12 protein-coding genes are annotated in these 12,243 nt (G+C 71.9%); 8 read left to right on the top strand and 4 right to left on the bottom strand.

Annotated elements, in window-relative coordinates; translation table 11 throughout:
- Nucleotides 1-204, bottom strand: a 204-nt coding sequence (locus tag KN815_RS14665; RefSeq protein ID WP_216342387.1) for a hypothetical protein, incomplete at its 3' end; no start/stop codon positions are given.
- Complete coding sequence (locus KN815_RS14660) at nucleotides 201-1,181, bottom strand: aldo/keto reductase (protein ID WP_216342386.1); 981 nt, start codon at nucleotides 1,179-1,181, stop codon at nucleotides 201-203. The genes KN815_RS14660 and KN815_RS14665, both read right to left, overlap by 4 nt.
- 127 nt (nucleotides 1,182-1,308) lie before the next feature.
- Between KN815_RS14660 and KN815_RS14655 the strand changes: the two genes are divergently transcribed.
- The gene (locus KN815_RS14655; RefSeq protein ID WP_216342385.1) at nucleotides 1,309-2,358 is read left to right on the top strand and encodes an LLM class F420-dependent oxidoreductase; all 1,050 of its coding nucleotides are present in this window, start codon (nucleotides 1,309-1,311) and stop codon (nucleotides 2,356-2,358) included.
- 410 nt (nucleotides 2,359-2,768) lie between these two features.
- A complete protein-coding gene (locus KN815_RS14650; RefSeq protein WP_216342388.1) occupies nucleotides 2,769-3,575 on the top strand; it encodes a ferritin-like domain-containing protein in 807 nt (268 codons plus the stop codon).
- 89 nt (nucleotides 3,576-3,664) lie between these two features.
- On the opposite strand, the gene corA is transcribed toward KN815_RS14650, so the two are convergent.
- A complete protein-coding gene (gene corA, locus KN815_RS14645) occupies nucleotides 3,665-4,657 on the bottom strand; it encodes a magnesium/cobalt transporter CorA (protein ID WP_216342384.1) in 993 nt (330 codons plus the stop codon).
- 97 nt (nucleotides 4,658-4,754) lie between these two features.
- Here corA and KN815_RS14640 point away from each other — a divergent pair, with 97 nt between their 5' ends.
- The 4 genes from KN815_RS14640 (at nucleotide 4,755) to mshC (ending at nucleotide 8,458) form a co-directional block, all read left to right on the top strand.
- Nucleotides 4,755-5,450 (top strand): histidine phosphatase family protein, encoded by a 696-nt coding sequence (locus KN815_RS14640; RefSeq protein WP_216342383.1) that lies wholly within the window; start codon nucleotides 4,755-4,757, stop codon nucleotides 5,448-5,450.
- A gap of 124 nt (nucleotides 5,451-5,574) precedes the next feature.
- Complete coding sequence (locus KN815_RS14635; RefSeq protein WP_078640529.1) at nucleotides 5,575-6,165, top strand: DUF3090 domain-containing protein; 591 nt, start codon at nucleotides 5,575-5,577, stop codon at nucleotides 6,163-6,165.
- The gene (locus tag KN815_RS14630; protein WP_216342382.1) at nucleotides 6,129-7,067 is read left to right on the top strand and encodes an SCO1664 family protein; all 939 of its coding nucleotides are present in this window, start codon (nucleotides 6,129-6,131) and stop codon (nucleotides 7,065-7,067) included. Before KN815_RS14635 ends, KN815_RS14630 begins: the two co-directional genes overlap by 37 nt.
- Before the next feature lie 161 nt (nucleotides 7,068-7,228).
- A complete protein-coding gene (gene mshC / locus KN815_RS14625) occupies nucleotides 7,229-8,458 on the top strand; it encodes a cysteine--1-D-myo-inosityl 2-amino-2-deoxy-alpha-D-glucopyranoside ligase (RefSeq protein WP_216342381.1) in 1,230 nt (409 codons plus the stop codon).
- A gap of 201 nt (nucleotides 8,459-8,659) precedes the next feature.
- Here mshC and KN815_RS14620 read toward each other — a convergent pair whose 3' ends face one another.
- Nucleotides 8,660-9,811, bottom strand: a complete 1,152-nt coding sequence (locus tag KN815_RS14620) for a PAC2 family protein (RefSeq protein ID WP_216342380.1) — start codon at nucleotides 9,809-9,811, stop codon at nucleotides 8,660-8,662.
- A 218-nt stretch (nucleotides 9,812-10,029) separates the two neighbouring features.
- Here KN815_RS14620 and KN815_RS14615 point away from each other — a divergent pair, with 218 nt between their 5' ends.
- Nucleotides 10,030-11,487, top strand: coding sequence for an enolase C-terminal domain-like protein (locus KN815_RS14615; protein ID WP_216342379.1), 1,458 nt, complete (start codon nucleotides 10,030-10,032; stop codon nucleotides 11,485-11,487).
- Nucleotides 11,484-12,243 (top strand): SDR family NAD(P)-dependent oxidoreductase (locus KN815_RS14610; RefSeq protein ID WP_216342378.1); only part of this gene is annotated, 760 nt, incomplete at its 3' end. The genes KN815_RS14615 and KN815_RS14610, both read left to right, overlap by 4 nt.

Here is a 12,243-nt window from a genome sequence, read left to right as displayed (position 1 = left end):
TATCGGCCAGTGCCTGCGCATACGCCGGTGTCTGGAGGCCGCCATGGCCCCCGTGGGGTCCGGGGCCGGCCCGGCGGGGGCGGGGGCTCCGGGCCCGCCCGGGTTCGGGGTCCCGGGTCCGCCCGGGGCCGCTGGTTCGGTGGGATTGGGCTCGGCCTCCTCGGGCGCGGGTGCGGCCTCGCCGGCGAGGCGGTCGGTACTCACAGCGTGCTCCAGTCCTGATCGGGATAGCGGTGCACGGGCGCCGACACATCGTCGAGCGCCTGGCAGATCTCGTCCGGAAGACTAAGGCTCTCCGCCGACAACGCCGCTCTGAGCTGCTGGGCGTTGCGCGCGCCGACGATCGGCGCGGTGACGCCCGGGCGGTCGCGGACCCAGGCGAGTGCCACATTGAGCGCGGTGGTCGCCAGGCCGTCGGCGGCTATGGCGACCGCCTCGACGATCCGGCTCGCCTCCTCGTCCAGGTACGGGGCGACGAAGGCCGCGAGCTCGGAGGCGCCGCGCGAGTCGGCGGGCGTCGTATGGCGGTACTTGCCGGTGAGCACACCGCGGCCGAGCGGCGAGGACGGCAGCAGCCCGACGCCGAGGTCGAGCGCGGCGGGCAGCACCTCGCGCTCCACACCGCGCTGGAGCAGTGAATACTCCATCTGCGTGCTGGCCAGCCGGGTGTGCGCACCCGTGGAGGCCAACTGCCAGGTGGCGGCCTTCGCGAGCTGCCAGCCGCTGAAGTTGGACACCCCCACATAGCGGGCGCGGCCGCTGCTTACCGCGATATCGAGCGCCTGCAAGGTCTCCTCGAGCGGGGTGAACGGATCGAAGGCGTGCACCTGCCACAGGTCGACATAGTCCGTGCCCAGCCGCTCCAGGGAGGCGTCCAGCGCGCCCAGCAGATGGCCGCGCGAACCGTCGAAGCGGCGGTCGGGATCGGGCACGCTGCCGGCCTTGGTGGCGATCTGTAGATCGCGCCGCGGCAACAACCCCTCCAGTAACTGCCCCAGGAGGTATTCGGCGCCGCCGTCCGCGTAGACATCCGCGGTGTCGACCAGTGTCCCGCCCGCCTCCCAGAACGCCTTGAGCTGATCCGCTGCGTCGTGTTCGTCCGTATCCCGGCCCCAAGTGAGCGTGCCGAGCCCGAGCCGGGAGACGCGCAGGCCCGTGCGGCCGAGGTGCCTTAGCTCCATGAACATCGAGATTACTGTCCGGAAAGCGCCCCGTGGCAGCCTGTGGATAACCCGCCCCTGACGTATCCGGGCCATGCGCGCTAGAGTCCCCTGAACAGCGACGTTACTGATCGGTAAGGGGTGCGGTATGAGGCTCGGCATCAACCTCGGCTACTGGGGCGCCGGAATGGACGCGGACAACCTCGAGGTCGCCCGCGAGGCCGATCGGCTCGGCTACGCCGTGTGCTGGGCCGCCGAAGCCTACGGTTCGGACGCCGCCACGGTCCTCGCGTGGGTCGCCGCGCAGACCGAGCACATCGATGTCGGCTCCGCCATCTTCCAGATTCCGGCCCGTACCCCCGCCATGACGGCCATGACCGCCGCCACCCTCGACACCCTCTCCGGAGGCCGCTTCCGCCTCGGGCTCGGCGTCTCGGGCCCGCAGGTGTCCGAGGGCTGGTACGGGACGCGGTTCGACAAGCCGCTCGCCCGCACCCGCGAGTATGTGGAGATCATCCGCAAGGCGATGTCACGCGAGCGGCTGACGCACGAGGGCCGGCACTGGACACTGCCGCTGCCCGACGGCCCCGGCAAGCCCCTCAAGCTCACCGTGCACCCGGTGCGGGAGTACATCCCGCTGTACATCGCGGCCATCGGCCCGAAGAACCTGGAGCAGACCGGCGAGATCGCCGACGGCGCCCTGGTGCTCTTCTACGCGCCCGAGCACGCCGAGGCGACCACCCTCGGCTCGCTGCGCGCGGGCCGGGAGAAGGCGGGCAAGGACCTCGAGGGCTTCGACGTGGTGCCCACCGTCCCCATGGCCCTCGGCGACGATGTCCGCGCCCTCGCCGACCAGTTCCGCCCGTACACGGCGCTCTACGTGGGCGGTATGGGCAGCGCCAAGCAGAACTTCTACAACAAGCTCGCGCAGCGCATGGGGTACGAGAAGGAGGCCGCCGAGATCCAGGAGAAGTACCTCTCCGGGGACAAGGAGGGCGCCGCCGCTGCCGTCCCCCACGAGCTGATCGACTCCACCTCGCTGCTCGGCCCCGTCGAGCGCATCGCGGACCGCATGCAGGCGTACGCGGCGGCCGGGGTCACCACCCTGTCGCTCACGCCCTCGGGCTTCACGCTGGAGGAGCGGCTCGCCGGGCTGCGGGCGGGCGTGGAGGCCCTGGAGCGGGCCGGAGTCGCGTAAGCGCGGCGACGAGCGCCAGAGTCGCCACCGGGCGCTGAAAGGGCCGCCATCGGGCGTTCAGGGAACGACGAGCACCAGGCGCGGCCCTGCTCGAACGTCAGGCGCCGCCCTGCTCGAACGTCAGGCGCGGCCCTGCCCGGGAGTCGGCTCGGCGCCGCGCCGGAGAAATTCTGCGGCCGTGGTGGGGGCTCGGGGGTCTTCCCCGCCACGGCCGTCATCCAGCACAACGCCTCCGCCGCCCAGGAGTTACGGGGGCGCGGCACGCACGCCGTCCTCCGTTCGGCCGAGCCGTGCGCCTTAGCTGTTGCCGCCGCGCCCACCGCGCCGTTGACTTTTTCTGCGCGGCCCCCGCGTGGATGTCGGCATGGAAGCGCACGGCGGCGCACGACAAGCGCACGGAGGTGGCGGCGATGCTCTCGGCGAGAAGCGTGTTCCAGGAGATCCTCGACAACGACGAGTCGTTCCGGCTCTTCTGCTCCGTCGCGGCCAGCGGGGAGGCCCAGGGAGGCTGGGAGAACGGCCGGATCGCCGCCCTGGTGCCCGAGAGCCTGCGCGGCCTCGCCCCCAAGATCGCCCGCCATGGCGCCGACGAGGACAAACACGGCCGGATCTTCAACGCCCTGCTGGGCAAGCGCGATCTGGAGCCCATGGAGGTGCCGCGCGAGGCCGACTACACGATGCTCCTGGAGGCGCGCGGCATCGGCCTCGCCCATGACAAGCTGCGCCGCGACGAGCCGCTCACCGAGCACGACATCGTGATCTACCTCGCCCACAGCCGGGTCACCGAACAGCGCGCCGCCGCCCAGATGGTGATGTTGCGCAGGTACTTCGGCGACCACCCCGACCTCGGCCGCGCCGTGCGCCTGATCGCCGAGGACGAGGACAACCACCTCGCCTACTGCCATGAGGAGCTGCTTCGTCTGGCCGCCGCCGGATACGGCCGGACCATCCAGCGGGCCCTGCGGGAGACCGCGCTCGTGGAGATGGAGGTCTACCGGGACGTCAGCCTGGCCGTGATGGCCCATATGGGGCGCGTTCTCGGCTGGCCCAAGCCGAAGTCCGCGCTGCTCGCGGCCGGGATCCACGCCCTGCACAGGTATGAGCGGCTGGGCGGCTGGCGGCGCATGGTGTCCCTGCGGATGCCCGAGCGGCGCAACGCGCTCGGCGGGCCCGCGCAGAGCGCTTCCGGGGCACCCGGGGCGCCCGAGTTCGTCTGAGCCCGACTACGGCTTCCGTGGCGTCCGAGCCCGACTACGGCTTCCGCGGCGCCACCGAGCCCGACTACGGCTTCGGCGGCGCCACCGGCTCAGAGCCAGCCGCGGCGCTTGAACCAGCGGTACAGCACGGCGATCACGCCCACCATGAGCGCGATCACCCCCGGGTATCCCCAGGGCTGCTTCAGCTCGGGCATGTGCTGGAAATTCATGCCGTAGATCCCGGCGATCATCGTCGGGACCGCGGCCATCGCGGCCCACGCCGAGATCTTCCGCATGTCGTCGTTCTGCCGCACGCCCATCTGCGCGAGATGGGCGGAGAGGATGTCCGACAGCAGCCGGTCCAGCCCCTCCACATGCTCGTTCACCCGGGTCAGATGGTCGCTGACATCGCGGAAGAACGGCCGGGAGCCCTCGTGTACGAACGGCACCCCGGCGCCGGTGAGCCGCTCCATCGGCTCCCCCAACGGACCGGTCGACCGGCGGAATTCCATCACCTCGCGCTTGAAGGCGTAGATCCGCCCGGCGGTGTTCTGCCCGGCGCCCGCGTTGGGGGCGAACACCTCGGTCTCCAGCTCCTCCAGGTCCCCGTGCAGCGCGTCGGCCACGTCCAGGTAGTGGTCCACGACCGCGTCGGAAACCGCGTACATCACCGCCGTCGGACCGTGCTGAAGCACCTCCGGCATCTTCTCCAGCCGGTCCCGCACCGCGCCGAGCGGATTCGCCTCGCCGTGCCTTACGGTCACCACGAACGAGTCACCGACGAAGACCATCAGCTCACCCGCTGTGACGGTGCCGGCCTTGTCGTCGTACTGGACCGGCTTGAGCACCAGGAACAGCGAGTCGTCATAGACCTCGAGCTTCGGCCTCTGGTGGGCGCACAGGGCGTCCTCCACGGCCAGCGGATGAAGCCCGAACTCGCTGGTGACCAGCTCGAACTCCTTCTCGGTCGGCTCATGCAGGCCGATCCACAAGAAGGCGTCCCCGCTCGCGCGCGCCTCGTCGAGGGCGTCGGAGAAGTCGGCGGGTCCCTCGGTGCGGCACCCGTCCCGGTAGATGGCACAATCCACGATCACGCAGCGCATTCTGCCTCGCGTGATGCCGGTAGGCACAGGGGGGTCTGGTGCGGGATCGGTGCGCACCCCCGCTGAGCGGCGCCAAAGGGGTCGTAGGGTGGCAGCCATGCCCATGCTGATCCTCGTACGGCACGGCCGGTCCACCGCCAACACCGCGGGCGTCCTCGCGGGCTGGACTCCCGGTGTCGCCCTCGACGAGCGCGGTGCGGCCCAGGCCGCGGCGCTGCCCGGCAGGCTGGCCGGACTGCCCCTGGCCGCCGCCGTCACCAGCCCCCTCCAGCGCTGCCGGGAGACGCTGGCCCCGCTGCTCGCCGCCCGCCCCGAACTGCCGCTGCACCCCGACGACCGGATCGGGGAGTGCCACTACGGCGACTGGTCGGGCCGTAAGCTCGCCGAGCTCGCCGATGAACCACTGATGAACATCGTCCAGCAGCATCCGTCCGCCGCCGCCTTCCCCGGTGGCGAGTCCATGCGCGCCATGCACACGCGCGCGGTCGAGGCGGTGCGCGACTGGAACGACCGGATCGAGCGGGAGCACGGCGCCAACGCGGTCTATCTGATGTGCTCCCACGGGGACGTCATCAAGGCGCTGGTGGCGGACGCCCTCGGACTGCATCTCGATCTCTTTCAGCGGATCTCGGTCGAGCCCTGCTCGGTCACCGCGATCCGGTACACCCCGACCCGGCCGTTCGTCGTCCGGCTCGGCGACACCGGCGACTTCGCGGGACTGGCGCCGCGAGAGGAGACCACCGGGGACCGGGGCGGGGACGCGGCGGTGGGCGGCGACGCGGGAGCACCGTGATCTCCATGCGCAGTAGGGTGGTGCCGCGGTGCGAGGGCGCCGTGACAGCCCTGACCGGGCGGTCGTGGCACCCTGCGGTCAGCAGTCAGTCAGCCGAGCAGTCGAACCAAAATGGAGCAGGACGTTGTCCCGTCAGGTGTTCCTCTATGACCCGCCGGACCGTTTCGTCGCCGGTACGGTCGGGCTGCCTGGTCGCCGTACCTTTTTCCTCCAGGCGTCCGCCAGTGGCCGGACCACCAGTGTCGCCCTGGAGAAGACGCAGGTCGCCGCGTTGGCCGAGCGGATAGACGAGCTGCTGGACGAGGTGGTCCGGCGCACCGGCGGAAACGCCCCGGTGCCCGCCGTCGCACCGACCGAACTCACCGACACCGCACCGCTGGAAGCCCCCGTGGAGGAGGAGTTCCGGGTCGGCACCATGGCACTCGCCTGGGACGGCGAGGAACAGCGGATGATCGTCGAGGCGCAGGCCCTGGTCGAGCTGGAGGCCGAGTCCGAGGAGGACCTGGCCGAGGCCGAGGAGCGGCTGCTCCAGGACGATGTGAACGGCCCGCCCATGCTGCGGGTGCGGCTCACCGGGACGCAGGCGCGGGCGTTCGCCAAGCGGGCCCTGGAAGTCGTCAACGCCGGCCGGCCGCCCTGCCCGCTGTGCAGTCTGCCGCTCGACCCGGAGGGACACGTATGTCCGCGCCAGAACGGATACCGCCGCGGAGCCTGACGCCGCCCACCCGTCTCCCCTCACCACCCGGGGCGGAGGCTTCGCGCCTCTTGCCCCCGGCCGAGCTGCTGGCTCTCGGTGAGCTGACGGTGCGCGGACAGGTCCGGGAGGCGTCCAACGCGGTGCTGTACTGCACGGTCGAGTACGACGGCCACAGCGCCCCCTGCGTCTACAAGCCGGTGGCCGGGGAGCGGCCGCTGTGGGACTTCCCGGACGGCACGCTCGCCCAGCGCGAGGTCGCCGCGTACGAGATCTCCGAGGCCACCGGCTGGGGCCTGGTGCCGCCCACTGTGCTGCGCGACGGGCCGTACGGGCAGGGGATGTGCCAGCTCTGGATCGAGGTCGAGGTGGCGCCCGACGGGGCGGACGGCGACGGGTCCGCGGACGGCGACGGCGATGGATCCGGGCAGACCGGGGGAGCGGAGCTGCTCGCGCTCGTCGAGGGCGACGAACCGGGCCCCGGCTGGAAGGCGATCGGCTACGCCGAGGTGGACGAGGGCCGCACGGCGCTGCTGGTCCACGCCGACGACGTACGGCTGCGCCGGCTGGCCGTCCTCGACGCGGTGATCAACAACGGCGACCGCAAGGGCGGCCATCTGCTGCCCGCGGCCGGTGGCCGGCTCTATGCGATTGATCACGGAGTGACCTTCAACGCCGACGACAAGCTGCGCACGCTGCTGTGGGGCTGGGCCGGGGAGCCGCTGCCGGACGATGTGCTCGAGGTGCTGCGCCGGTTGGCGGACGAGCTGGCCGACGGCGGCTCGCTTGGCGCCCGGCTGGCGGAGCTGATCACCGGGGCCGAGATCGAGGCCCTGAGGGCCCGTGTGGCCACGCTGCTGCGGACCGGGAAGCACCCCGAGCCCAGCGGCCAGTGGCCCGCCATCCCCTGGCCGCCGGTCTGAGACGGCCCGCCGCCGGGCGGCGCTCCGCCGTCCCGCCCGGCGGCCGGGGAGCGCGGCTCAGGGGCCCATGCAGCTCACGGGCGCATCCACAAGACCGCCGATCCGGCCAACACCGCTGGTCCGGTTCGTATACGGACGCTGCATCCGGTTACGCTCATTGCATGTATGCCTGGCCCGCTTCTGAGATTCCCGCCCTGCCCGGCAGTGGCCGGGACCTGAGCATTCACGACACCGCGACCGGGGGACGGATCACTCTGACCCCCGGTCCCGTCGCGCGCATCTACGTCTGCGGGATCACCCCGTACGACGCGACCCATATGGGTCATGCCGCGACCTACAACGCGTTCGACCTCGTTCAGCGCGTATGGCTCGACACCAAGCGCCAGGTTCACTACGTCCAGAACGTCACGGACGTCGACGACCCCCTGCTGGAGCGGGCCCAGCGGAACGGTGACGACTGGACGGCCCTCGCCGAGCGCGAGACCGCCCTCTTCCGCGAGGACATGACGGCCCTGCGGATGCTGCCCCCGCGCCACTACATCGGCGCCGTCGAGTCGATACCGGGCATCGTGCCGCTCGTGGAGCGGCTGCGCGATCTGGGTGCCGCCTATGAACTCGAAGGCGACATCTACTTCTCCGTGGAGTCCGACCCCGCCTTCGGGTCCGTCAGCCGGCTCGACGCCGAGGCGATGCGGCTGCTGTCCGCCGAGCGCGGCGGCGACCCGGAGCGCCCCGGCAAGAAGAACCCCCTCGACCCGATGCTGTGGATGGCCGCCCGGGACGGCGAGCCGAGTTGGGACGGCGGATCGCTCGGCTCCGGCCGCCCCGGCTGGCATATCGAGTGCGTGGCCATCGCCCTGGACCACCTCGGCATGGGCTTCGATGTGCAGGGCGGCGGATCCGATCTCGCCTTCCCGCACCATGAGATGGGCGCCTCGCACGCCCAGGTGCTCACCGGTGAGCGGCCGTTCGCCAAAACGTATGTGCACGCCGGAATGGTGGCCCTGGACGGCGAGAAGATGTCCAAGTCCAAGGGCAACCTGGTCTTCGTCTCGGCGCTGCGCCGCGACGGTGTGGACCCGGCGGCCATACGGCTCGCGCTGCTGGCCCACCACTACCGCTCGGACTGGGAGTGGACGGACGGGGTGCTGCGGGAGGCCGAGGAGCGCCTCGGCCGCTGGCGTGCGGCCGTCTCCCGGCCGGACGGGCTCTCGGCCGCCGCGCTGGTGGAGGAGATCCGCGAGGCGCTCGCGAACGACCTGGACTCCCCGGCCGCCCTGGCCGCCGTCGACCGCTGGGCGGCCGCGCAGACGGCCACCGGCGGTACGGACGAGGGGGCGCCCGGGCTGGTCTCGCGCGCTGTGGACGCGCTGCTGGGCGTGGCCCTCTGACGCGGCGTCGTATCGCCGCACCGCGACGGTGAACGTGAACGCGTGAGCCCGCGCCGGGATCTCCCGGCGCGGGCTCGTCGCCGCTGTGCCGTACCGCTGTGCCGTGCGTCACTGCCGTGCCGTGCGTCGTTGGGAGCGTGGCCCGTGGCGTACGCGTGCGGCGGCGCGGTTGTGGGGCTACCGGCCTACCGGCATACCGGCTTACCGGCCCGAGCCGGACCCCTCGTCCCCGTCGCCGCCCCGCTCCGTGCCGCTCTCGTCGCGGCGGGAGGCGTCCTGGCCCTCGGAGCCCTGGGCGCCCTGGGCGTCGTCCGGATCCTTGGCGTCCTCCTCGGCGCCGCCGGTGTCCTCGGTGTCGTTGGCCACCTCGTCCTTGGGGGACGGCCTGCGCGGCCGCCCATGGCCGGTGGCGGGATCCCGCAGATAGGGGGCGCCCGGGCCGCCTGTGCCGCCCTCCCGGCCCTCCGCGAGGCCGCCGCTCTCGGTCGCATGGCCGCCGGGGCCGGGCTGGCCGTCGCGGCGCCGCAGATAGCGCTCGAATTCGCGGGCGATGGCCTCGCCCGACGCCTCCGGCAGCTCGGCGGTGTCCCGCGCCTCCTCCAGCGACTGGACGTACTCGGCGACCTCGCTGTCCTCGGCGGCCAACTGGTCCACGCCAAGCTGCCAGGCCCGGGAGTCCTCGGTCAGCTCACCGAGGGGGATGCGCACCGAGATCAGGTCCTCGAGGCGGTTGAGCAGCGCCAGGGTGGCCTTCGGGTTAGGCGGCTGCGAGACGTAGTGCGGCACGGCCGCCCACAGGCTCACCGCCGGGACGCCGGCGTGGGCGCAGGCTTCCTGGAGAACTCCGACGATCCCGGTCGGGCCCTCGTAGCGGGTCTCCTCCAGATCGAGGCTGCGGGCCAGGTCCGGGTCGGAGGTGACCCCGCTGACCGGCACCGGCCGGGTGTGCGGGGTGTCGCCGAGCAGTGCGCCGAGGATGACGACCATCTCCACGCCCAACTCATGGGCGTAGCCGAGGATCTCGTTGCAGAACGACCGCCAGCGCATGCTCGGCTCGATACCGCGCACCAGCACCAGGTCCCGGGACTTCTCCCCGGTGTCCGCCCGGACCACCGAGAGCCGGGTCGTCGGCCAAGTGATCTTGCGCACGCCGCCCTCCAGGGCCACCGTGGGCCGGTTCACCTGGAAGTCGTAGTAGTCCTCGGCGTCGAGGGAGGCGAAGACCTCGCCCTTCCACTCCCGGTCCAGGTGCCCGACCGCGGTCGAGGCGGCGTCTCCGGCGTCGTTCCAGCCCTCGAAGGCACAGATCATGACCGGGTCGATCAGCTCGGGAACCCCCTCAAGCTCGATCACCCAGCGCCTCCTTCCGACCAGGGCGGACCGATCGGTGCCGCCACCGGCTGCAGTTCCCATTGCGTGCCACCCAAGCCTACGGCTTTTCGGTGCTCCGGCCGCAGCCCCCGTTCAGGGGCAGTAAGAGATTCATCCGATCTGTCTTCCGAAAGTTCCGGCGTACCTCTGGACGAAACCCTTGGAGCAACGCTATACATCGGATCACCGCGAAAGGTCCGATGTTCTCTCTCGCGCATCGTTTCAGGGAGCACCCATTGAGTCTGCGTCCATCCGTCACCGAGCTCGAGGTTCATGACATCCGGTTTCCCACCTCGGAGCAGCTCGACGGCTCGGACGCCATGAACCCGGACCCCGACTACTCCGCCGCCTACGTCGTGCTGCGCACGGACGCGGGGGAGGGGGCGGCGTCCGAGGGACACGGCTTCGTCTTCACCATTGGCCGCGGCAACGATGTCACCGCGGCCGCCATCCGCTCGCTCCGCCCCCATGTGGTGGGCCGCCCCGCGCCGCTGACGGCGGCCGACCTGGCCGCCCTGCACCGCGAGCTGACCCATGACTCGCAGTTGCGCTGGCTCGGGCCGGAGAAGGGCGTCATGCATATGGCGGCGGGCGCGGTGGTCAACGCCGCCTGGGACCTCGCCGCCCGGCAGGCGGGCAAACCGCTGTGGCAGTTCCTCGCCGAGATGTCGCCCGAGGAACTGGTCGACCTGGTCGACTTCCGCTACCTCACCGACGCGCTCACCCGTGACGAGGCGCTCGCCATCCTGCGCGCCGCCGAGCCCGGCCGCGCCGAGCGCGCCGCGCTGCTGCGCGAGCGGGGCTACCCCGCCTACACCACCTCGCCCGGCTGGCTGGGCTACTCCGACGAGAAAATGATCAAACTGGCGCAGGAGGCCGTCGCCGACGGCTTCGGCCAGATCAAGCTCAAGGTCGGCGCCGATCTCGACGAGGACCTCAGGCGGATGCGGCTCGCCCGCGAGGCGGTCGGCCCCGAGGTGCGCATCGCCGTGGACGCCAACCAGCGCTGGGACGTGGCGGAGGCGGTGCGCTGGATGAGCGCCCTGGCGCCGTACGACCCGCACTGGATCGAGGAGCCCACCAGCCCGGACGACGTCCTCGCCCACGCCGCCATCCGCGCCGGACAGCCGGTCAAGGTCGCCACCGGTGAGCATGTCGCCAACCGCGTGGTCTTCAAGCAGTTGCTCCAGGCCGAGGCGGTCGACTTCGTCCAGATCGACGCGGCACGGGTCGCCGGGGTCAACGAGAACCTCACGATCCTGCTGCTCGCCGCCAAGTACGGCCTTCCGGTGTGCCCGCACGCGGGCGGCGTCGGGCTGTGCGAACTCGTCCAGCATCTGGCCATGTTCGACTTCGTGGCCGTGTCGGGCAGTTGGGACGACCGGGTCATCGAGTATGTCGACCACCTCCACGAGCACTTCGCCGATCCCGTGGTCATCGAGTCGGGCCGCTACCGCACCCCGACCGAGCCGGGCTTCTCCGCCCGTATGTACCCCGAGTCGATCGCCGCCTACCGCTATCCGGACGGTCCCGAATGGCGGGCCCGCCTGGCGGGGCCCGAACCGGCACCGCCCGCACCCGCACCGCCCGCACCAGCAACGCCCGCATCAGCAACGCCCGCACCAGCACAGCCCGTACGACAGGAGGACAACCAGTGACCACCGGCGACTTCGAAGGGCTGGCCGCACTCGTCACCGGGGGCGCCTCCGGTATCGGCGCCGCGATCGCCGCCACACTGCGCGACCGGGGAGCGCGGGTCGCCGTGCTCGACCGCGATCCGTCGGGCGCCCCGGACGGCACGCTGGCGCTCGAGGCCGATGTCACCTCCGACGAGGCGATCAGGGCCGCGGTGGACGCGGCCGTGACCGAGTTCGGCGCCCTGCACACCCTCGTCGGCAACGCGGGCATCGGCGCGATCGGCAGCGTCGAGGACAACTCCGACGAGGAGTGGCACCGGGTGCTGGACATCAATGTGCTGGGCCTGGTCCGCACCGCGCGGGCCGCGCTGCCCCATCTGCGCGCCGCCGCGGCCGACCGGCCCGGCGCCGTCTCCATCACCCACACCTGCTCGATCGCCGCCACCGCCGGACTGCCGCAGCGCGCCGTCTACAGCGCCAGCAAGGGCGCGGTGCTCTCGCTGACCCTCGCCATGGCGGCGGACCATATCCGCGAGGGGGTCCGCGTCAACTGCGTCAACCCCGGCACCGCGGACACCCCATGGGTCGGCCGGCTGCTCGACCAGGCCCCCGATCCGGCGGCCGAGCGCGCCGCCCTGGAGGCCCGTCAGCCCACCGGACGGCTGGTCTCCGCCGACGAGGTGGCCGCCGCCGTCGCCTATCTCGCCAGCCCCGCCGCCGCGGCCGTCACCGGCACCGCGCTGGCGGTCGACGGAGGGATGCAGGGCCTGCGGCTGC

Origin of the sequence: Streptomyces niphimycinicus (assembly GCF_018883605.1) — a bacterium.
Classification (GTDB): domain Bacteria; phylum Actinomycetota; class Actinomycetes; order Streptomycetales; family Streptomycetaceae; genus Streptomyces; species Streptomyces niphimycinicus.
Note: the sequence above shows the minus strand (reverse complement) of the source record. Positions and strands in the feature narration are given on the sequence as shown.